We start from the raw sequence: 20,594 nt of genomic DNA, 5'->3' as shown, positions 1-20,594 counted from the left end.
CCTTATCACGCTCGCACTGCCGGATTACAGCAATTGTTCAGCGGTACAAGGTCCTTCGCCGTGCTCAGGATGACAGACGGCGGCCCACTATACTCAATAATTCAATCCGACCCGCTTCCCTTTTAATGCCCACTTTTCTTTCTGCAATGCTGACCACTGGCCACTGGGTGGTATGGGTAATCGGAGGCGCGGGCCTACTCGTGACGCTGCTGCCCGTGTTCCGTCAAACCGCGTGGTGGATTCGCATCTGCGACTTTCCGCGCTTGCAAATTGTGGCCGCATTGCTGCTGAGCCTGGGTGCGGCGCTGGCCCTGCCCACGCCGCGTAGCTTCGGCAACAGCTTGTTTGTGGTGAGTCTGGCGGTGGCGGTGGTGTACCAATTCAGCCGCATCTGGCCCTACACGCCGCTGCACCGCAAACAGGTGTCCGATGCCAGCCGCCCGGCCGATGATGACGCTCACCACCTCAGCATTATTGTGGCCAATGTGCTGATGTATAACCGGGATGCCTCGCGCCTGCTGGGTCACATCAAGCACCTGCGGCCCGATGTGGTGCTGGCCGTGGAAACCGACGACTGGTGGCTAAGCCAGCTTCAGCGCATCGAAAAAGACTACCCTTACACCTGCCACGCCCCGCTGCCCAACACCTACGGCATGCTGGTGTTCTCGCGCCTGCCGCTGGTGGAACCGCGGATTCACTACATTCTCGACCCCGATATTCCGTCGTTTCACGGTTGCGTGCGGCTGCCCAGCGGCCTCACCGTCAACCTACACTTTCTGCACCCCAAGCCGCCGGCTCCGCAGGAATCGAAAACCAGCGCCCGCCGCGACGCGGAATTGCTAGTGGTGGGCAAGGTCATTCAGCACCACGACGGACCCACCATCGTGGCCGGCGACCTCAACGACGTGGCGTGGTCGCACACGTCGGAGCTGTTCCGGCGGCTGTCGCGGCTGCTCGACCCGCGCATCGGGCGCGGCCTGCTGCCCACCTTCCACGCCGATTACAAGCTGCTGCGCTGGCCCCTCGACCACGTGTTCCACTCGGCCCACTTCCGCTTGCAGGACCTGCGCCGCCTCACCCACATCGGCTCCGACCACTACCCCATCTACATTCGCCTCAGCTACGAGCCGCAGGGCTGGCAGGAACAGGAAAACGAACTCGAAGCCGCCGACTCCGACGACCACCAGGAGGCCGAGGAGAAGATTGAAGAAGGCGTGGAAGACGTGGCGGCCGGCAATGAGTAATGCGGGCCGAAGGGCTATTAAAAAAAGAACGTCATGCCGAGCAAACTCGAAGCATGACGTTCTTTTTTAGGCAGCGCGGGTAGCGCCGTGCGTTTCGCGCTACTTTACTGCGGCTTTTTTCGCCGTCACCAGTTCCACGGTTTCAAAGTTGGTGGGTGGCACCTGGCGTCCGTTGGCCCCCACGTACATAGGCCGAATCTGCACGGTGAGGCGGCGGTTAGCAGCGGTGAAATCGGTGAGGCCGGCGGCGAAGGCGGCCGGGGTGCTGCCGGCGAGCTGCGCCGACTTCACGTTGAGGTCAACGCTGATGGGCAGGGTTTCGATTGCGCTGGACTCTACGGAGGTGTCCGCACCGGTGGTACCAGTGGTCAGCTCCTTGCCGTCGAGGAGTAGCTTGTAGTCGAGCTGCTTGAGCTGGACGCTGGTAGTGGCGCTGGGATTTTTGGCGTAAACGCGCATTTTGAGGTGCAGGGGCAGGTTGCCCTTTTGCAGCGCGGTTTGGAGCTGGGCCTGCTGGGGCGAGGCAATGTCGGTGGCCTGGCGCACAAACAAGATGTCCTGGCCGCCGAGCTTAGCTTCGTCGATGAAATTGAGCCGGTACTGCATCAGGCTGTACGCTTCGTTTTCGAGGGCTTCGGTCGAGACGTTTTTGCCGGTGGGCTTGTCTTTTACTTGTTCGCTCACGCTGCACGAAGCGGCGGTGATGAGCAGCGAGCCCAAAGCCAGAGCGCGGGCGGGAGACGGGAAGGAAGAAACTTTCATAAAAAGGGAAGCAAAAAATCGAAATAGACGCAGGACTGGCACTAAGCGCCGCCGTGGGCGTGCTTACGCGAATGCGGGGCCAATGGCTGCAAAGGTAAGCCCGGCTATTGCGGCATCATCGCCACGCGCCACGCAATCCAGAGGATGAGGCTGGCCGCCCCAAGTGTCATAATGCGCAGGCCGTGCACCCGGTCGCGGGCCGAATAGCCGGGGATTTGGCGGCCATCGTTCAGAGTTTTCTTGTGCGAGTACAGCTCCCAACCCATAAAAATGGCCCCAAAACCGCCCAGCAACGCAAACAAATACCCCAGGCGAATGCGGCCGGTGTTGTTCCGCTCCGGCTGGTTCTGCTCCACCACGCGGTGCTCGCGCAGCAGCCGGACGGCATCGGCCGATACATCGCGGCCCCGCTGCCGCAGCAGCTGCCCGGCCAGGCTCACGTCGAGGGGGCTCCACTCGTCGGGCTTGGCCAGCAGGTCGAACAGCTCGGCATCGGAGAAGCTGAACAGGTAATGGTCGGGGCTGAGCGAAGCGAGGGCGTCGCGGTTAGCCTCTTCCTGCAAGCGGCGCACCCACTCAAAGTCGGCCCCGTGCAGCTTCACCACGAAGGTGGCGTAGGTGTTGTTGAAGGTGAAGGCGGGGTTGAAAACGGGCTCGCCGGTGTCGGTGCCGGTTTCGAAGGGAATGGCGCGCTGCCGCAGCATCGTCAGCAACGGTTGGGCCGCCTCGGCCGAGGGAAACGACTGGAATGGTAGAAAGTCAAGCATGGAAAAAGCTATGGGGGACTGCCAATTTATGGCGTGCGCTCGCAAATGAGCTGGCGGGTTACCGTTTGGTAAGTGAGAAACTGGCCGCGCACTTTGCGCTCGACTACGGTGCTGGTGTGAAACACGAGCCGGCCCGCCGGGTCCAGCCCCACCAGCGACACGTTGCCACTGCTTTTCGCTGTTCCGTACAGCAGCAGGTAGCGCTGGTTGAGCAGCACGTAGTTGCGGTGGTTTCGGTTTCGGCGCAGCGAGGCCGGCTTCAGCTCCAGCTTACTCTCCGTGAACCGGACCGTGAACGGGCCGGGGGTGTCCTTCGCGGCCACGCTGCGGTAAAACTTCTGGTCGGCTATCGAAAACGAGTCGATGTGCGTGATAAGCCGGTTGGCCACGCCGTGCCATTCGCCAACCAGGCGTTGGGCGTCGGCAATGCGGGTGGCCGTATCCAACTGGGCGTAGGGGCTGGCCGAGTTGGCGCACCACCAGGTATCTACGCCGTTGGGTGCCATAAAATCAAGGCCCAGCTGGGTCTTCTTGATTTCGGGAGGCAGTAGCCGCTGGTAGCGGGCGTAGTCTTTCTCCCACTGCTCGGCAGGGGTAATGGTCGGTAATGCAATGCAGTAAGTAAGCGGAAACCGGGAAGTGTCGGCCGTGCTGGCGTGGCCAGGAAGCGGCCGCACCGAAATCTTGGCAGCTGGTGCGGCCCCCGAGCCTCCTAGCGCTGGTTTATCCTGCGCCATTGCAGCAGCACTACTCAAAAACACCAGAAGCCCAATCAGCCAAAGCTTACAATTCCAGCAAGTCAACATGCCATAAACCTACAAAAAAAGGCCGGAAGCATACGCCTCCGGCCTTTCCTAAAACGAATCTGAATCTGTGTAATCAGTCAAATCCGTTACAATCTGCGGTCCTTATTTACCGTCTACTTCTTCGTAGTCCACGTCGGTCACGTGGTCGCCGGCGGGCTGGCCCTGGCCGTTGCCGTCCTGGGGCTGGCCGTCGCCGCCGGGGAAGCCCCCGCCGGGCTGGCCGCCTTCGGCGCCGCCAGCGGCGTACATCTCCTGCGAGGCAGCCTGCCAGGCGGCATTCATGGCCTCCATGGCGGTGTCGATACGAGCGAGGTCTTTGGCTTCGTGGGCCGATTTGAGGTCGGCAAGAGCGCCTTCGATGGCGGTTTTGTTGCCACCGCTCAGCTTTTCACCGTACTCTTTCAGCTGCTTCTCGGTCTGGAAAATCATCGAGTCGGCGGCGTTCACTTTCGTGATGCGCTCGGTCTCGGCTTTGTCGGCTTCGGCGTTGGCGGCGGCTTCGTCGCGCATGCGCTTGATGTCGTCCTCGCTCAGGCCGCTGCTGGCTTCGATACGGATTTTCTGCTCCTTGCCGGTGCCTTTGTCTTTGGCGGTTACGTTCAGGATGCCGTTTGCGTCGATGTCGAAGATTACCTCAATTTGCGGCACGCCACGGGGTGCGGGCGGGATGCTGTCGAGGTGGAACTTGCCGATGGTGCGGTTCTGCGCGGCCAGCGGACGTTCGCCTTGCAGCACGTGGATTTCTACCGAAGGCTGGTTGTCCGAAGCTGTCGAGAAGGTTTCCGATTTCTTGGTCGGGATGGTGGTGTTCGACTCGATGAGCTTGGTCATCACGCCGCCCATCGTTTCGATGCCGAGCGAAAGCGGAGTCACGTCGAGCAGCAACACGTCTTTCACTTCGCCGGTCAGTACACCGCCTTGGATGGCAGCACCGATGGCCACCACTTCGTCGGGGTTCACGCCTTTCGAAGGCTTCTTGCCGAAGAACTTCTCCACTTCCTCCTGAATACGGGGAATGCGGGTCGAGCCACCCACGAGGATAACCTCGTTGATGTCGGAAGTCGACAAGCCGGCGTCTTGCAGGGCCTTTTTCACGGGCTCCATCGAGCGGCGCACGAGGTCATCGGCGAGCTGCTCAAATTTGGCGCGGCTCAGTTTCACCACCAGGTGCTTGGGGCCCGAGGCCGTGGCGGTGATGTAAGGCAGGTTGATTTCGGTTTCGGTCGAGCTCGAAAGCTCCACTTTGGCTTTCTCAGCGGCTTCTTTCAGGCGCTGGAGGGCCATGGGGTCTTTGCGCAGGTCGAGGCCTTCGTTTTCGCTGCTGAACTGGTCAGCCAGGAAATTGATGATAACCTGGTCGAAGTCGTCACCGCCGAGGTGGGTGTCGCCGTTGGTGCTCAGCACTTCAAACACGCCATCGCCGAGTTCCAGGATGGAGATGTCGAACGTGCCACCGCCGAGGTCGTACACGGCAATTTTCTGGTCTTTGTGCTTCTTATCCAAGCCGTAGGCCAAAGCAGCGGCCGTGGGCTCGTTGATGATGCGCTTCACGTCGAGGCCGGCGATGGCACCAGCTTCTTTGGTGGCCTGGCGCTGGGCGTCGTTGAAGTAAGCGGGTACCGTGATAACGGCTTCGGTTACGGGCTGGCCGAGGTAGTCCTCAGCGGTTTGCTTCATTTTCTGGAGCACCATGGCCGAGATTTCCTGCGGCGTATAGTTGCGGTCGCCGATTTTCACGGCTACGGTGTTGTTGGCACCGGCCACTACTTCGTAGGAAACGTGCTTCTGCTCAGCAGTCACCTCGTTGAAGTGGCGGCCCATGAAGCGCTTGATGCTGGAAATCGTATTCTTGGGGTTGGTCACGGCCTGGCGCTTGGCCGGGTCGCCCACTTTGCGCTCGCCCTTGCCCCCGTCGAGGAAAGCGACGATGCTGGGGGTGGTGCGGCGGCCTTCGCTGTTGGGAATTACAACGGGTTCGTTGCCTTCCATTACGGCTACGCACGAGTTGGTGGTGCCGAGGTCAATGCCGATTATTTTGCCCATGATAGGGGGTGTGTTGGGTTAAGAAGAGTGGAATTTGTCAGGTTGGAGTGCCGCGTTGCCGCCGCTACCGGGGGATTACAAGCAACGTACCAGCGTCGTTTTGGTGACAGATTGTCACCGCTTCGGCGGGTAAGGTGGAGGTTATCCGACGCGGTGGCGGGATTTGTTGCAAACAGCCAAAATTTTCCTGACAAGGGGGCGGAAGTGAAGTCTGGATTACCTTGCTACTAGCTATGGAAAGTAAAATTCTATTGATTCTGGACCTTGACGAAACACTCATCCACGCAACTGCTACCAAGCTGGGCGACGATTACGCGTTTCAGCTCTACCATTATTACGTGTACAGAAGGCCGGGATTGGATGCCTTTCTGGCTTCTTGCGCGGAGATATTTGATATAGCCGTTTGGTCATCGGCTAGCGACGATTACGTGAAGCAGGTGGTTGAGCAAATATTTCCGGTTGAAATAAAGCTGGTATTCGTGTGGGGTCGCTCGCGCTGCACACCACTGGTTGTGCCCCAAATTGATGAATATGGCTACTATAATCTGGACGGAGCCAGCCACTACGAGTATGCCAAGCTGCTGAAAAAAGTGCGGCGGCTCGGGTTTGATATAAACAGAATTTTAATAGTGGACGACACTCCGGAAAAAGTGCGTAACTGCTACGGAAATGCGATTTATCCCACGCCGTTTTTGGGTAACCCCGACGATAATGAATTGAAGATTTTAAGCCATTTTCTGGATTCACTAAAAACAGCTGAGAATATCAGGAGCATCGAAAAGAGGCATTGGCAACGGAAGTTTCTTTCAAGCTACGAGACCTGAATTGAGCAGCCGGAAGAAAATTGATTGAACCGCTATTCTAGATGTGCTGAACTCAGAAACACCCACACCTGCCGCTCCCATTCCGCCCCATAACGTTTCCAATAAGGTTCGTGGCCAATGCCCTCGAAATCGTGGCGCACTTTAGAGCCGGCGAGGTGGGCGAAGATGGCATCGGTTTCGGCGCGGGTGACGCGCGGGTCGGCGGTGCCCCAGAGCAGAAGGGTGGGCGTGTGGATTTGGCTGGCGTAATGCTCGGCGTTGAGGCCGAAAGCCCAGAAGCCGTTTTGCACGCCGCCCCAGAACACCAGCAAATCGGCCATCGGGAAGCCGGGCACGTGCATGGAGGCGAAGCGGTTGTAGGCCGTCTGGCGCATGTTGCCGTAGGGGCATTCGAGGATGTTGGCAGTGGGGTGGATGCCTAGCTCGGCCTCGGCGCGGAGAATGGCTACGGCGCCCATGCTCACGCCGTAGAGAATTAGCTCGCCTGACGCCGGAACCTCACCCCCGGCCCCTCTCCGATGGAGAGGGGAGCCTGACGACTTTGTGGAATCTTTTAGCCAGTGATATACTGCCGCTACGTCGTCGGCCTCGCGGTAGCCCACGGTGGTGCGGAATCCGGCCGAGTTGCCGTTGCCGGTCTGGTCTACGAGCAGCACGTTATAGCCCAGGCGGCGGAAGTAGCCGGCCTCGTGGGTGAGGTGCGACTTGCTGCTGGTGTAGCCGTGAAACAGGGCCACGGTGCCGCGCGCCCGGCCGCTGTCGGGCCGGGCATACCAGGCTTCGAGCGGGCCGTTGGGGCTGGCGATGCGCACGGTTTCGACCGGGAAGCCGGGCCGGGGGCCGTTGTGGGGCTTGGGGTTGCGGATGCCGGTGAGCAGCAGCCAGAGCTTTTGGCCGGGGCTGAGTTGCTCGGGATTAGGCGAGTGCAGGCCGGGCTCGTTGGAGAAATGTGTGAAGCGCCAGGCGTGGAAGAAGGCCACGGCGTTCATGGCGGTGAAGCCGGTGAGGAGCAACAACAGGAGCCAGCGGCGGGAGGGTTTGAGCATAGTTGGGCTCAGAAACGCCGGCCTACCCCGGATATTTTGCGCAGCGAATCCACCTCCGCTGCCGTCAAATCGCGCCACTCGCCGGGCTGCAACTTGCCCAGCCCCAACGGGCCAATGGCCGCCCGCACCAGCCGCAGACACGGCAGGCCCACGGCGGCGCACATCTTACGCACTTGGCGGTTCATGCCCTGCGAAATCTGGATTTCCAGCCAACTGGTGGGAATGCTGGCCCGGTAGCGAATGGGTGGGTTGCGCGCCCAGAGGTGGGCCGGCTCGGGCAGCTCGGTGGCCTCGCCGGGGGCAGTGAGGCCTTCCTTTATCTGCACGCCGCGCCGTAGCTGCTGCAAGGCTTCGGCCGAAACGGTGCCTTCGACCTGCGCCCAGTAGGTTTTCGGGACTTTGAATTTGGGGTCGCTGAGGCGGTGCTGGAGCTGCTTGTCGTCGGTGAGCAGGAGCAGGCCCTCGCTGTCGAAATCCAAGCGGCCGACGGGGTACACGTTAGGCACGGGCACGAAATCCTTGAGCGTGGCGCGGCCGTGCTCGTCGGTGAACTGGGTGAGGACTTCGTAGGGCTTATTGAGCAGAATGTAGCGCATGCTTCAAGTAATGCACAGGTGTGGGAACGCGCCATGGCGCGTTCGGCGGCAGGGCACGTAAGGAAGCGTTTGGCGGCAAGGAAAGATTATGCGCTGCCGACGATTGAACATGCCGTGGCGCGTTCCTACCACCAGCGTTGCTGCGGCAGCTCGGTGCCCAAAGTTACGGGCTCGCCCAAGTGGGGCGTGGTGATGGGCTGGCCCAGGCGGGCGGCCTCGGCGGTGGCGCGGGTCACGGGCTCGTTCCAGGCGTGGAGGCTCTCGGTGAAGGCCCCCCAGTGCACGGGCAGCATCACAGCAGCGCGCACGTCGCGGGCGGCCTGTACGCTCTGCTCGGGCTTCATGTGGATTTCAGCCCAGCTCTCGTTGTACTGCCCGCATTCCACCAACGCCAAATCGAACGGGCCGTACTGCCGGCCAATGGCGGCGAAATGCGGCCCGTAGCCGCCGTCGCCGGTGTAAAAAACCCGTTTGGCCGGAGCCTGCATCACCCAGGAGCACCACAGCGTGGAGTTGCGGTTGGTGAGGCCGCGCCCTGAAAAATGCCGGCTGGGCGTGCAGCGCAGCACGAGGCCGGGGATGGTGGCGCTGTCGCCCCAGTTCATTTCGGTGATGCGCGCAGCCGGCACGCCCCACGCCAGCAGGTGCGGGCCAATGCCGAGCGGCACGTAAAAATGCCCCACCTTGTCCTTGATTTTGCGAATGGTGGCGTAGTCGAGGTGGTCGTAATGGTCGTGCGAGATGAGCACGGCGGCGATGGGCGGCAGCTGCTCGGGCCGGATGGCCAAGCTGGGGTTGTAGCGCTTGGGCGTGGCCCAGCTCACGGGGCCCATTTTCACGCTGAGCATGGGGTCGAGCAGGATGTTCTGGCCCGCTATTTCGATCAGGCTGGCCGAGTGGCCGAACCACGTCACACGCACCATTTCGGGCGTCTTCCGGGTGATGGCCAGCGAATCGAGCGGCTGCTGGGGCAGGGGAGCGGGCGGGGCGGCCTGCGGCGATTTGTGAAACAGGAATTTCCACATCACTGAGGGCATGCTGCCGCCGGTCATTTCCCGCGTCGGAATCAGGTTGACGAATTTGTCCTCCTGCGCATCGTAATGACCCGATTTGAGGTAGGCTGCTTTGTCGGCCTTGGTGGGCGTGCCCCCCAGCTGCGGGCTGAGGCTGGTGAAGGCCACCACCGCAATTAGTAAGGTGCCGAGGATGCCGCCGGTTGCCATCAGGAGTTTCTTTAAGAAGTTGCGCATGTACTTAGTCGCGCGGTGCGGCAGTGCTGTGGGCCAGGGCCACGATGTCGCGAACTTCGAGCACGGGTTTGGTGTAGCCGAAATCGGCCGCGTTAATCATGGCCTGGCCCACTTCCTGCATGGTGCTCACAAACTGCGGGGTCAGCTTGCGGGCCAGCGGGTAAAGCCAGGCAATGGCCCCGTAATACTTCAGAATATTGCGCTGGCCGGGCGTGGCCTTCATAAAGCCCGGCCGGAACATATAAGCCGCATAGAAGGGCAGCGTCAGCAGCTCGTTTTCGGTGCGACCCTTCACGCGGGCCCAGTGCTGACGGCTGTTGCTGTCGGTGCCGCCGCCGGATACGTAGATGAAAGTCATATCCGAATTTAGCCGCGCGAGCGTCTCAGCCACGGCCACTGTCATATCGTGGGTGATGCGTTCGTATTCTTCCTTCGAAATGCCTAGCGACGACACACCCGCGCAGAAAAAGCAGGCGTTGTAGCCCGTGAGCTGGCTTTCCACGTCGCTTAGGTTGGCAAGGTCGGGCACCAGCAATTCGCGCATTTTGGCGTGGGTGCGGCCGGTGGGCTTGCGCGTGAGCACCAACACGTGCTCCACGATGGGGTTGGCCAGGCATTCGAGCAGAACGCCCTCGCCCACCATGCCGGTGGCCCCGGTCAGGATGACTCGTAGTTTCATATCGGTTCGGTAAAGTAGGAGAGAGGACGCAGTGAGGGCGTTTCTACTTTACGCAGATGCCAAAAGAACGGTGTAGAGACGCATACTTGCGTCTCTACACCGTTCGACGTTCCGCCTATACGCTGCCCGAATACTTCCGCACGGCCCATTCCACCGTCAGGAAAGCCATAATCACGAAGAACAGCCACTTCAGGTTTATCAGGTCCTTCAGGTCTTCCTCGGCCGTAATCACCGGCTTGTAGTTGGCCTTGATGATGTCCTGCGCCAGCTTATCTAGTTGCGCCGGGTAATACAGTCGCGCGCCGCTGCGGCGCGAAAGCTGCGCCAGCAGGTTGTGGTCAGCCTTCGATTCCAGGGCTTCGAGCGGCTGCGATTGCACCAGCAGTTCGCCCACATCCTGCTGGGGTTGGCCGCCCAGCGTGGCGCGGGCCTGAATGCGGTAAAGACCAGCCGGCAGCGGCCCCAGGTGCAGGGGCGAGCCGTCCTCGGGGTTGGCGAAGGAAAAGCGGCGGGCCTGCTTTTTCTCGTCGGTTAGCGTCAGGTCAATTTGCTGGTTGTAGAGGCGCTCGAATACGGCGTTGTAGGTTTCGGCTCCGAGGGTCACGTCGTCCTGGGTGCCGAAAACGTCCTGCGTGGGGTACACGTCGAGGCGCTTCTTGTTGGCGTTTTGGGTGAGGAGCTGGAGCGTGCGGATGATGAGGCGGTCGTAAGCTTCGGGCTTGTCGTCGTGGGCCACGGCCTCGCTCAGGCGCCACTGCCAGCTGCCATCGGTGAGCAGCGTGGCCTGGCGGTGGTCCGTAGAGCCGCCAAAAACCAGCAGTGGCTTCTGGGTGGGCACGCGGCCCACCCGCTGCCAGAGCGCCGCCTCGGCCCCCGTGCCCAGCCGCAAGTCGCCAAACGGCACCGGCGCAGGCGGGTACTGCGCAAAGCGGCGGGCCGATTCCTCGTCCGTCGCAAACCGGGCGAAGCCGGGGTTGGGCAGCGGCGTCACCTCATCGGTCTGCGCCCCGCGCGGCTGCACGGTGAGGCCCGCCCCGAGCTGATTATAAGCGCCCAAATCAGACTGCGCCCCGATGATGTAGAGCGCCGGCGTTTTGCGGGCCTTCACCTGGGCCAGAATTTCATTGCCGAGCCCGCCCTGGGCCGGCAGCTGGTGCAAAATGGCCACGTCGAAGTCGGCTCCGTCCTTCAGCGGGGCCACGCCGGGCAGAGCCAGGGTGAGGTCGAAGTTGTCGTTGGCCAGGATGGCGGCGCGCAGGGCCTTCAGGTCTGGGTGGGGGGCCGCGCCGGCCAGCAGCACGCGCAGCTTGCCCTTCACAATTTCGATGAAGGCCGTGCGGGCGTTGTTCAACTCGGTAAACTCGCCGGCCTGGGGCACGATGTGTACCTCGTAGCGGCGCTTGCCGGGCGCGGGCGCCGTGAGCTGGAAAGTGGTCCGCACGCGGCGGCGGCCGGCCGGCAGTCCCACGCGGCGGCTGTCGAGCACCTTATTGCCTTCGCGCAATTCCACCGTAGCTGCCCCGCCCGCGTAGCCTTCAAAGCCCAGCTCGGCCTCGATGGGGAATTTATTGCCGCTGAAGGCCACGCGGTTATAGGTGAGGCCAGTCAGGCGCAAGTCGCGCTTGGGGATGGTGTCGCCTACGGCCACGCTGTAAATCGGGAAGTTGAAATCGGAGTAGGCGGGGCTGCGGCCCCGGTTCACGAGGCCGTCGCTCAGGAGCACCACGCCGGCCAGGTTGCGGTCCTCGTAGGCATCGCGGGTGCCGCTAAGGAGCTGGTCGAGGTCAGAAGTGGCCGCGGAAAAGCGCAGCGAATCGAGCCGGGCCGGGCGGGCGGGGGTGGAGGTAAGCGTACGGGTTTCGACCGTGAAGCCCTTGCTGCGCAGCGTTTCGGCAAGGCGGGCGAGGCCGGTGGTGGCCTGGCTGAGCACGTTTTTGGGCGTGAATAATTCGACCGACTGTGAGTTGTCGACGGCCAGCACCAGCGCGGGCGCTTCGGTGTGCGTAGTGGTGGTGCGGATGACCGGGGCCAGTAGCAGGTAGCACAAAAAGCTCACCACCGCAAAGCGCAGGGCCGCCAGCGCGTAGTTGCGCTGCTTGCTCCAGGGCGCGTTGGCTGAGTATTGCAGGGCCGCGTAGCCCGCGCCCACGGCCAGGCAGAGCAGGATAAACCAGGAGGAATATTGAGTGGTCAGCAAACGAAAATCGGATTGAATCAGCGTTAAAGGTCGGCCCGCGCCGCTAAAGTTGCAGCCGGCCGCTGCTTCAACGGCTGGGCGTGGCTGGCTGTTTGGTGCCGGGCGCACGGTTTGCCAACAAAATTATACGCCCCGCGAACTTACTGGCTGTGGCCAAAGCCGGGGACAGGAGCGGGACTGTGAAGCCGCTTGAAAATCCCTTTTCGGAATAAAGCAGCACCAACCTAGCACCAGCGGGCCGCCGAAGCATACCTGAATTGAGAGTATAGATAATTAATAATAATAATTAAATATTTCATCGATGATATTAAAGCGCGCTTGTGCTTGAAAAGGTGGACATTTTACTAATGCAAATAATTGAAAAACAATAATATTTATCATGGAAAGGCGCGTCTGCCTGGCGGGCCAAGGTTGCTGCTATTCGACTGGCGCCAAAGCTCCGGCATGACAAATCGTCGACTTCGTGGCGGATAAGGTCGTATAAGCCCATGAAAATGGAGGGAGTGCGACCCGCGCATCGCCAAAGCTAGGCGCTGCTTGCGGGCAGGTGCGGCTGAACGGCCCACGTTGCCTCTTCTACTTTCTACTAACAGCCCGTTGCTAAACCATGCCTCAAGGTCTGGCAGCGTATGCCCATGTCCAAAAACATAGTAACATATAATTTCTAACTCTGATTAATCGATGCGCCATGCACATTCCGTACGCTTCCTGCCGTGATTTGAAATTACTGATTGCCGCCTTATGCACAGGCTTGGCCATGCTGGCCGGTTCCGGCACGGCGCTGGCCCAAACCCGCATTCTATTTGTGGGCAACAGCTTCACCCACGGCTACGTCGCACCCGTGCTCAACTACAACGCCGCGGCTATTTTCGACGAGAACTACGGGGTGCCCGCAAACTCCCCGCGGCACGAAAGCGACGACACGGGGCCGTGGGGTGGCGTACCGGGCATTTTCAAGCGGTTCACCGACGAAGCGGGCCTGGCCTATGAAGTGCACATCGAAGCCATCAATGGCGTGGGCCTTTCCTATCATTATACCAACGCCCTCTCGGTTATCGGGCGTGCAGCCGGTTGGGATAAAGTGGTGCTGCAGGAGCTAAGCACCGGCCCGTTGCCGACAAATAAGGGCGGCAACCCGACCGACTTTTTTACCTATGCTACGCAGCTGGAGCAGGCGGTTCATTCGGCAAACGCGGCGGCCAAGGTGTACCTATACGAAACCTGGGCGCGCGCAGACCTCACTTACCCGGCCGGCCAGCCATATTCGGGGCAGCCCATTAGCGCTATGGGCACGGACCTGCACAACGCCTATAACCAGCTATTTGCACAGAACGGGCATTTTGAAGCAGTGGCGCCGGTGGGCGATGCCTGGCAGCTGGCCATGCAAACGGGGGTGGCCATGCCCAACCCTTATAATCCCACAGCCGGCCAGCTCGACCTGTGGACCAGTTATTTCCACGCCAGCAAATGGGGCTCGTACCTGAGCGCCTGTGTGTTGTTTGGTCAAATCACGGGGGCGGACCCGCGTAGCCTGGGGAGCGGTGAAACTGCCGCTGCCGACCTGGGCATTGCGCCGGCCGATGCCGTGGCATTGCAGCAAGTAGCTTACAACCAGCTAAGTGCTATGACCAGTCCCTCCACGTATTCCCTGTCGGTAGCGACCACCGGCAGCGGCACGGTGACCAAAAATCCGGACCAGGCCACGTATGCCATCGGCAGCAATGTGACCCTGACGGCAACCCCAGCAGCGGGCTTCACCTTTACGGGCTGGAGTGGCGATGCCACGGGCAGTACCAACCCGCTCACGGTGGCCATGACGGCCAACAAATCCATCACGGCCACCTTCACGGCCGTGGCCCCAACGACTTACACGCTGACCGCTGCCACCACTGGCGGCGGCACGGTAACGAAGACCCCTAACCAAGCCAGCTACGCCAGCGGCAGCAGCATCATGCTCACAGCGGCGGCGGCCACCGGTTACACCTTCACGGGCTGGAGTGGCGACGCCACGGGCAGTACCAACCCGCTCACCGTCACGATGACGGCCAACAAGACTGTCACCGCTACTTTCACGGCTGCCGGCCAAAGTGTGGTGAGCTATGTTCTGGTAGATGCCGATACTGACACGGATATTCAAGTGATTTTGGCAGGCGCGACGCTCAACCTGGCCGCCTTGTCCACCCGCAACCTGAACATTCGGGCCACAACCAATCCGGCCACGGTAGGCAGTGTTGTCTTTGCCCTGAGCGGAACGCAAACCCGGAGCCAGACCGAATCAGTGGCCCCGTATGCGCTGTTTGGAGACGATGGCGCGGGCAAATTCAATTCCTGGACGCCGGCAGTGGGCAACTATACGCTCACGGCTACTCCTTACACGGCGGGTAGTGGCAGTGGCACGGCCGGCACGCCGCTCAGCATTAGCTTTAGCGTATCGAACCAGGCCGCTCCGGCCAACTATTCGCTCACTGTTAGTACAGCTGGCAGCGGCACGGTGACCAAAAATCCGGACCAGGCCACGTATGCCAGCGGCGCGAGCGTAAGCCTGACGGCGACACCGGCAGCGGGCTACCAGTTCAGCGGCTGGAGCGGCGACACCACGGGCAGCACCAACCCGCTCACCGTCACGATGACGGCCAACAAGGCCATCACGGCCACCTTTACGGCTACAACCACCAGCGGCACTGACTTAACTTTTTACCGCGCCCTGAATATCAATGGCAACGCGCTGGTGCTGGACGGCCAAAACTGGGAAGCCGCTACGGGCGCGGCCAACTTCACCGTCACGGGTACTGAATTTACGAATCAGAATGTAAGCCTGAACCCCGCCACCGACGCCCTGCGCGCCGGCATGATTCGCTCGTCGGTGTACGGTCCCAGCATTGACGCTACTCTGCGCAACGTGCCGGCGGGCACTTACGCCGTGTACGCCTACGTGTGGGAGGACAACAGCCCGGAAACCTTCGATGTGCGCGTGCAGGGCCAGGTAGTGCTGGCCAGCTACAACAGTGGCACGGCCGGCCACTGGAGCCGGCTGGGACCGTACCCCGCCACCGTCACTGACAACGGGAACCTAGTGCTCAGCACCAGTGGCGGCTACGCCAACCTGTCGGGGGTAGAAGTATGGCGCCAGAATGCCGACGCGGCCCGAACTATCCTTAACTCAGATTTTAACAGCTCCACACAGCCGGCCCCGTCAGCCGGTCTTAGCAGCCGCCCGGATGAGGTGAGAGCAACCGGCCCTACCAGCAGCGCCATCCCTCTAGCATACCCCAACCCAACCGGCGACGGCCGGCTGTGGGTGCTGCTGCCCAGTGATTTTGAGGGGCCAGTGGCCTACTCGCTGGTGTCGGTACTGGGAGCCAAGCTGGCGAGCGGCCAGTTGACCGAGGCCACCCAGCCGCTCAATTTCTCCCGCGAATTAATCACTTCCGGCCTGTACTATCTGCTGCTGGAAGGCCGGAAGCAGCGCGCTCAAATCAAGCTGATAAGGCCGTGAGGCTGTTGTTTGGAGCAGCGCAAAGAGGCCTTAGAGCAAAGGGACACCGCACAACTTTGGTGCGGTGTCCCTTTGCTGTTGAGTCCGATAAGCTGAAATTCTTACGTCAGCATGCCGCCGTCCACCTGCAGCACCTGGCCGGTGATGTAGGCCGAGTCATCCGAAGCCAGAAACGCCGTGGCTTTGGCCACGTCCTCGGGCCGGCCGCCGCGCTTGAGCGGAATGGCCTTGCGCCACTCATCTACCTGCTTGGGGTCGAGGGCGTCGGTCATTTCGGTTTCGATGAAGCCCGGCGCAATGGCATTGCAGCGGATGTTGCGCGAGCCCAGCTCCAGCGCCACCGATTTGGTGAAGCCGATGATGCCGGCCTTGCTGGCGGCGTAGTTGGCCTGCCCAGCGTTGCCCTTGAGGCCCACCACGCTGGTCATGTTGATGATGGAGCCGCTTTTGGCGCGCATCATGGGCTTGGTGGCGGCCTTGGTGAGATTGAACACCGACTTGAGGTTGACGGTGAGCACCTGGTCCCACTGCTGCTCAGACATGCGCATCAGCAGCCCGTCCTGCGTAATGCCGGCGTTGTTGACGAGGATGTCGAGCTTACCGAAATCGGCCACCACGGCGTCAATTAATTGCTCGGCCTGGGCGTACTCGGACGCGTCGGAGCGGTAGCCTTTCACCTTGGTGCCGGTGGCCGATAGCTCGGTTTCGAGGGCTTGGCCCTTCTCCACCGAGGATAAATACGTGAAGGCGACATCGGCGCCGAGCTGGGCAAAATGCGCCGCGATGGCGCGGCCAATTCCTTTGGAAGCGCCCGTCACGAGGGCCACTTTTCCGGTGAGTGTGTTGGTCATGGGGCGAAGGTAAGGCCGCCTGTCATTCCGAACATATTGCGCCTCAAGCAATGTCGAGGAATCTGAATTGTGTAGCGTCCTTTGTATTCCACTTTACTCAGATTCCTCGACATTGCTTGAGGCGCAATATGTTCGGAATGACAACTTACGACATCTGCATTCTGGGCGCGGGCCCCGGCGGGGCCGCCGCGGCCCTGCACCTCGCCAACGCCGGCCAGCCCTGCCTGCTACTGGACCGCGCCGCTTTCCCGCGCGACAAAACCTGCGGCGACGCCCTCAGTGGCAAGGTCATCAACGAGTTGAAGCGCATTGCGCCCGGCCTCCACGCCAAGCTGGCTGCCTCGCCCATCCAGATTCCGAGCTGGGGCATCGACTTCATCGCGCCCAACGGCCGCAAGCTCGGCATACCCTTCAAGCCCCGGTTCGACAAAGCCACCGACCACACCGCCGGCCACGTCGCCAAGCGCATCGACTTCGATAATTTCCTGGTCGAGGAAGTGCGGCAGCGCCCCGAAATTGACTTCCGCGAAAACGTGGACGTGGCCCGCACCGAGCGCACCCCCGCCGGCTGGCAGCTCCTTGACAAAGCCGGCCAGGAAATCGCCACCTGCCGCCTGCTCCTCGTGGCCAACGGTGCCCAGTCCGAATTTGCCCGCAAAGTAGCCGGCCACGCCCTCGAGCCCGACCACTATTGCGCCGGCCTGCGCACTTACTACAATGGCGTGGCGGGAATGAGCCCCGATAACTTCATTGAGCTGCACTTCATCAAAGACTTCCTGCCCGGCTACCTCTGGGTGTTTCCGCTGCCCAACGGCCAGGCCAACGTGGGTGTGGGGATGCTCTCCAAAACCGTGGCCGCCAAGAAAATCAACCTGCGCCAGCGCCTCGACGAGATTCTGGCCACGCACCCCACGCTGGCCCCGCGCTTCGCCGGTGCCACGCGGCTGGGTTCGGTCAAAGGTTTCGGGCTGCCGTTGGGCTCGAAGCGGCGGGCGCTATCCGGTGCGGGCTATTTCCTGCTCGGCGATGCCGGTTCGCTTATCGACCCGTTTTCGGGCGAGGGCATTTCGCACGCCATGGTGAGCGGCCGCCACGCCGCCATCTGGGCCGCAGAAGCCGTGAAAAAAGCCGATTTCAGCCCCGAGTTCCTGAAAAATTACGATAAGGCCGTCTACAACCGCCTCGGCCAGGAACTGCGCCTGAGCCGCGTGATGCAGCGCCTGCTCAACTTTCCCAGCCTGTTCAATATCGTGGCCAACCGCGCCGTGAACAATCCCACGCTGGCCGAAACCCTGTCCATGATGTTCATGGATTTGGACCTGCGCGAGCGGCTGCGCCAGCCCAGCTTTTACTTCAAGTTGTTTTTCGGGGGGAAGTAGCACGGGGAAGTGTCATGCCGAACGCAGCGAAGCACCTTATCACGTCCGAACAAGTCGTTCGAGCGTGCTAAGGTGCTTCACTGCGTTCGGCATGGCAGACGGTGAGCGCCGTTTTAGTGCGCGCCGGGCCGGGGGTGGTAGCCGGTACCGGGCTTGGCCACCGGGGCGGGCTTGATGGGCGCGTGACCCTCGTCGTTGCCCACGTAGCGGCGCAGGCTCTTGGCGGCTTCGGGGTTCAGCTTGGTGGCGCGCTCCAGGTCGCGGCGGGCTTCGGAAAGCTTATCGAACGATGAATAGCTGATGCCGCGGTACTCCCAGGCGTCGGCGTAGGTCGAATCGAGCTGGATGGCTTTGGTGAAATCGGCCACGGCGGGCTTGTACTGGTACATCTGCATCTTGGCCACGCCCCGGCCGAAGTACGACTCTTTGTCATCGGGCCGGTACTTGATAGCGCCCGAGAAGTCGGTTGAAGCGGCTTTGTACTGCTTCATCATCAGGCGGTTCACGCCGCGGTTGTAGTACGCGTCGGGGTTGTTGCGTTGGAGCTTAATGGCCGTGGCATAGTCGGGCAGGGCCTCCGCGTAGTTCTTGAGGTAGCTTTTTGCCTTGGCCCGCTGCAGGTAAGCGGCCGAGCTTTTGGGCTCAACCTTAATGATGGCGTCGGCATTGGCCAGCATGTTGCGGTAGTCTAGGGCCGTCATTTTCTTCTCCTTCTCCCGCTCGGCCGAGGCGGCCGAGGCCGACAGCGCGTTCGGGTCGGGCCGGTCGGCGGCCAGCGCGGCGGCCGAGGCCGCATCCGAAGCCACGGCGGTGGCAGGTGTGGCGGCAATGCCGTTGTCAGCGCCAGTGGTGCGGGCGTCGGTGGCCGAAGTGGCTGCTCCGGTCGAATCGGGCCGGCGGGCGTCCGACACGGGCGGCATGGTCATGAGCTGGCTGGTGTTGGTCGGTTTCTCCTTTTCGGTGACGGTGGTGGCGCAGTTGGTGAGGAAAGCCAGCAGCCCGAGGGCCGCCACAGGAGCGCGAAAATGTAATTTCATGGAATGCAGAGTGAGGAGCGCCGGCAAGCTGTGCCGTAGCCGGGCCTTATACGGGAAAATCAGAAAATTGGCTGCCGGCCAAAAGCGCGCCAAAATCTTGTTGGCAAGATAACCCGGCGGCGACTACAATCCCGACGCGGCGCGGCGGCTATCTTTACGGCTCGAAATGGGTGGGCCCCCCAGCCGGGCCCGGTTTTCTTTTTTCTTTCGCAGTATTCTATGGCATTGCAATTTGATTTGGTCGTGGTCGGCAGCGGCCCCGGCGGGTACGTAGCCGCCATTCGGGCGTCGCAACTGGGTTTGAAAGTGGGCGTTATCGAGCGCGAGTCGCTGGGTGGCATTTGCCTCAACTGGGGCTGCATCCCCACCAAAGCCCTGCTCAAATCGGCGCAGGTGTTTGAGTACCTCAACCACGCCGCCGACTACGGCCTGAAAGCCGAAGGCATCGGCTACGACTTTGGCGCCGTCATCGGCCGCAGCCGTGGCGTGGCCGACGGCATGAGCAAGGGCATAAACTTCCTGTTCAAAAAAAATAAAATCGAAACCGTGATGGGCACCGGCAAAGTGCTGGCCCCCGGCAAAGTAGAAGTAACCAAGGCCGACGGCAGCAAGGAAACGGTGGAGGCCAAATCCATCATTCTGGCCACCGGCGCCCGCTCGCGCGAGCTGCCCACCATGCCCGTCGACAACAAGAAAATCATCGGCTACCGCAAGGCCATGAGCATGGAGCAGCTGCCCAAGCGCTTGGTGGTAGTAGGTTCCGGCGCCATCGGCGTTGAATTTGCCTACTTCTACCGCACCATGGGCTCGGAAGTGACGGTGGTGGAGTATCTGCCCCGCATCGTGCCCGTGGAGGACGAGGAAGTGTCGCGCCAGATGGAGAAGTCGTTCCGCAAAATTGGCGTGAACGTGCTCACCAGCGCCGAAGTAACCAAAGTGGACACCAGCGGCGAAGGCTGCAAAGTGACCATCAAAACCGCCAAAGGCGAGCAGCAGATTGACTGCGACGTGGTGCTGAGCGCCGTGGGCGTGACTACCAACCTCGAAAACATCGGCATGGAAGAGCTGGGCATCAAAGTAGAGCGCGGACGCGTGATTGTGGACGACTTCTACCAGACCAACGTGCCCGGCATCTATGCCATCGGCGACATCGTACCCGGCCCCGCGCTGGCCCACGTGGCCTCGGCCGAAGGCATTATCTGCGTTGAGAAAATCGCCGGCCACCACCCCGAGCCCCTCAACTACCAGAACATTCCCGGCTGCACCTACGCCTCGCCCGAAATCGCCAGCGTAGGCTACACCGAAGCCGAAGCCAAGGCCAAAGGCTACGACGTGCTGGTGGGCAAATTCCCCTTCTCGGCCTCGGGCAAGGCCAGTGCCGCCGGTGCCAAAGACGGCTTTGTGAAAGTCATCTTCGACAAGAAATACGGCGAGTGGCTCGGCGCCCACATGATTGGTATGAACGTGACCGAGATGATTGCCGAAGTAGTGGTGGCCCGCAAGCTGGAAACCACGGGCATGGAAATCATCAAGGCCGTGCACCCGCACCCCACCATGTCGGAAGCCATTATGGAAGCCGCCGCGGCGGCGTATGGCGAGGTGATTCATTTGTAGAAA

Annotated in this window: 16 protein-coding genes; 5 read left to right on the top strand and 11 right to left on the bottom strand. The window is 61.3% G+C overall.

The window, feature by feature from the left end:
• The first annotated feature begins 146 nt into the window (after nt 1–146).
• The gene (locus tag I7X13_RS17845; RefSeq protein ID WP_198076518.1) at nt 147–1,244 is read left to right on the top strand and encodes an endonuclease/exonuclease/phosphatase family protein; all 1,098 of its coding nucleotides are present in this window, start codon (nt 147–149) and stop codon (nt 1,242–1,244) included.
• A gap of 99 nt (nt 1,245–1,343) precedes the next feature.
• On the opposite strand, the gene I7X13_RS17840 is transcribed toward I7X13_RS17845, so the two are convergent.
• The 4 genes from I7X13_RS17840 to dnaK form a co-directional block, all read right to left on the bottom strand.
• Complete coding sequence (locus I7X13_RS17840; protein ID WP_198076517.1) at nt 1,344–2,006, bottom strand: hypothetical protein; 663 nt, start codon at nt 2,004–2,006, stop codon at nt 1,344–1,346.
• 104 nt (nt 2,007–2,110) lie between these two features.
• The gene (locus I7X13_RS17835; RefSeq protein WP_198076516.1) at nt 2,111–2,773 is read right to left on the bottom strand and encodes a hypothetical protein; all 663 of its coding nucleotides are present in this window, start codon (nt 2,771–2,773) and stop codon (nt 2,111–2,113) included.
• A gap of 26 nt (nt 2,774–2,799) precedes the next feature.
• On the bottom strand, nt 2,800–3,528 hold the full coding sequence (locus I7X13_RS17830; RefSeq protein WP_213019103.1) for a hypothetical protein: 729 nt from the start codon (nt 3,526–3,528) through the stop codon (nt 2,800–2,802).
• A gap of 153 nt (nt 3,529–3,681) precedes the next feature.
• Nucleotides 3,682–5,622 carry a molecular chaperone DnaK gene (gene dnaK, locus I7X13_RS17825; RefSeq protein ID WP_198068942.1) on the bottom strand — a complete coding sequence of 647 codons (1,941 nt, stop codon included), beginning with the start codon at nt 5,620–5,622 and terminating at the stop codon, nt 3,682–3,684.
• A 233-nt stretch (nt 5,623–5,855) separates the two neighbouring features.
• Here dnaK and I7X13_RS17820 point away from each other — a divergent pair, with 233 nt between their 5' ends.
• The gene (locus I7X13_RS17820; RefSeq protein ID WP_198076514.1) at nt 5,856–6,446 is read left to right on the top strand and encodes an HAD family hydrolase; all 591 of its coding nucleotides are present in this window, start codon (nt 5,856–5,858) and stop codon (nt 6,444–6,446) included.
• 32 nt (nt 6,447–6,478) lie between these two features.
• Here the strand turns inward: I7X13_RS17820 and I7X13_RS17815 are convergent, their stop codons facing one another.
• The 5 genes from I7X13_RS17815 to I7X13_RS17795 all read right to left on the bottom strand — a co-directional run bounded on the left by I7X13_RS17815 (nt 6,479) and on the right by I7X13_RS17795 (nt 12,214).
• Nucleotides 6,479–7,492, bottom strand: coding sequence for an alpha/beta hydrolase (locus tag I7X13_RS17815; protein WP_198076513.1), 1,014 nt, complete (start codon nt 7,490–7,492; stop codon nt 6,479–6,481).
• Nucleotides 7,493–7,500: 8 nt separating this feature from the next.
• Nucleotides 7,501–8,088, bottom strand: coding sequence for a pseudouridine synthase (locus I7X13_RS17810; protein ID WP_198068940.1), 588 nt, complete (start codon nt 8,086–8,088; stop codon nt 7,501–7,503).
• A gap of 125 nt (nt 8,089–8,213) precedes the next feature.
• A complete protein-coding gene (locus tag I7X13_RS17805; protein WP_198076512.1) occupies nt 8,214–9,338 on the bottom strand; it encodes an MBL fold metallo-hydrolase in 1,125 nt (374 codons plus the stop codon).
• 4 nt (nt 9,339–9,342) lie between these two features.
• On the bottom strand, nt 9,343–10,017 hold the full coding sequence (locus I7X13_RS17800; RefSeq protein ID WP_198076511.1) for an NAD-dependent epimerase/dehydratase family protein: 675 nt from the start codon (nt 10,015–10,017) through the stop codon (nt 9,343–9,345).
• Between the two features lie 115 nt (nt 10,018–10,132).
• Nucleotides 10,133–12,214: a VWA domain-containing protein gene (locus I7X13_RS17795; protein ID WP_233454834.1), complete on the bottom strand. Its 2,082-nt coding sequence runs from the start codon at nt 12,212–12,214 to the stop codon at nt 10,133–10,135.
• A gap of 718 nt (nt 12,215–12,932) precedes the next feature.
• On the opposite strand from I7X13_RS17795, the gene I7X13_RS17790 reads away from it, so the two are divergent.
• Nucleotides 12,933–15,710, top strand: coding sequence for an InlB B-repeat-containing protein (locus I7X13_RS17790; RefSeq protein WP_213019102.1), 2,778 nt, complete (start codon nt 12,933–12,935; stop codon nt 15,708–15,710).
• 101 nt (nt 15,711–15,811) lie between these two features.
• Here the strand turns inward: I7X13_RS17790 and fabG are convergent, their stop codons facing one another.
• The gene (gene fabG / locus I7X13_RS17785; RefSeq protein WP_198068935.1) at nt 15,812–16,561 is read right to left on the bottom strand and encodes a 3-oxoacyl-[acyl-carrier-protein] reductase; all 750 of its coding nucleotides are present in this window, start codon (nt 16,559–16,561) and stop codon (nt 15,812–15,814) included.
• Nucleotides 16,562–16,698: 137 nt separating this feature from the next.
• Between fabG and I7X13_RS17780 the strand changes: the two genes are divergently transcribed.
• Nucleotides 16,699–17,940 carry an NAD(P)/FAD-dependent oxidoreductase gene (locus I7X13_RS17780; protein WP_198076509.1) on the top strand — a complete coding sequence of 414 codons (1,242 nt, stop codon included), beginning with the start codon at nt 16,699–16,701 and terminating at the stop codon, nt 17,938–17,940.
• Nucleotides 17,941–18,053: 113 nt separating this feature from the next.
• Here I7X13_RS17780 and I7X13_RS17775 read toward each other — a convergent pair whose 3' ends face one another.
• On the bottom strand, nt 18,054–18,977 hold the full coding sequence (locus tag I7X13_RS17775; protein ID WP_198076508.1) for a tetratricopeptide repeat protein: 924 nt from the start codon (nt 18,975–18,977) through the stop codon (nt 18,054–18,056).
• A 219-nt stretch (nt 18,978–19,196) separates the two neighbouring features.
• On the opposite strand from I7X13_RS17775, the gene lpdA reads away from it, so the two are divergent.
• Nucleotides 19,197–20,591: a dihydrolipoyl dehydrogenase gene (gene lpdA / locus I7X13_RS17770; protein WP_198076507.1), complete on the top strand. Its 1,395-nt coding sequence runs from the start codon at nt 19,197–19,199 to the stop codon at nt 20,589–20,591.
• Nucleotides 20,592–20,594 lie beyond the last annotated feature (3 nt).

Origin of the sequence: Hymenobacter negativus, from assembly GCF_016056375.1 — a bacterium.
Taxonomy (GTDB): Bacteria; Bacteroidota; Bacteroidia; order Cytophagales; family Hymenobacteraceae; genus Hymenobacter; species Hymenobacter negativus_A.
The sequence above is the reverse complement of the archived record's forward strand: the minus strand, read 5'-3'. Positions and strand labels throughout refer to the sequence as shown.

Bases quoted from the DNA above. Each gene is read 5' to 3' on its own strand.
- dnaK (WP_198068942.1), bottom strand. From the start codon at position 5,622: ATGGGCAAAATAATCGGCATTGACCTCGGCACCACCAACTCGTGCGTA.
- I7X13_RS17820 (WP_198076514.1), top strand. From the start codon at position 5,856: ATGGAAAGTAAAATTCTATTGATTCTGGACCTTGACGAAACACTCATC.
- I7X13_RS17845 (WP_198076518.1), top strand. From the start codon at position 147: ATGCTGACCACTGGCCACTGGGTGGTATGGGTAATCGGAGGCGCGGGC.
- I7X13_RS17805 (WP_198076512.1), bottom strand. From the start codon at position 9,338: ATGCGCAACTTCTTAAAGAAACTCCTGATGGCAACCGGCGGCATCCTC.
- I7X13_RS17840 (WP_198076517.1), bottom strand. From the start codon at position 2,006: ATGAAAGTTTCTTCCTTCCCGTCTCCCGCCCGCGCTCTGGCTTTGGGC.
- lpdA (WP_198076507.1), top strand. From the start codon at position 19,197: ATGGCATTGCAATTTGATTTGGTCGTGGTCGGCAGCGGCCCCGGCGGG.
- I7X13_RS17815 (WP_198076513.1), bottom strand. From the start codon at position 7,492: ATGCTCAAACCCTCCCGCCGCTGGCTCCTGTTGTTGCTCCTCACCGGC.
- I7X13_RS17810 (WP_198068940.1), bottom strand. From the start codon at position 8,088: ATGCGCTACATTCTGCTCAATAAGCCCTACGAAGTCCTCACCCAGTTC.
- I7X13_RS17775 (WP_198076508.1), bottom strand. From the start codon at position 18,977: ATGAAATTACATTTTCGCGCTCCTGTGGCGGCCCTCGGGCTGCTGGCT.
- I7X13_RS17780 (WP_198076509.1), top strand. From the start codon at position 16,699: ATGACAACTTACGACATCTGCATTCTGGGCGCGGGCCCCGGCGGGGCC.
- I7X13_RS17800 (WP_198076511.1), bottom strand. From the start codon at position 10,017: ATGAAACTACGAGTCATCCTGACCGGGGCCACCGGCATGGTGGGCGAG.
- fabG (WP_198068935.1), bottom strand. From the start codon at position 16,561: ATGACCAACACACTCACCGGAAAAGTGGCCCTCGTGACGGGCGCTTCC.
- I7X13_RS17835 (WP_198076516.1), bottom strand. From the start codon at position 2,773: ATGCTTGACTTTCTACCATTCCAGTCGTTTCCCTCGGCCGAGGCGGCC.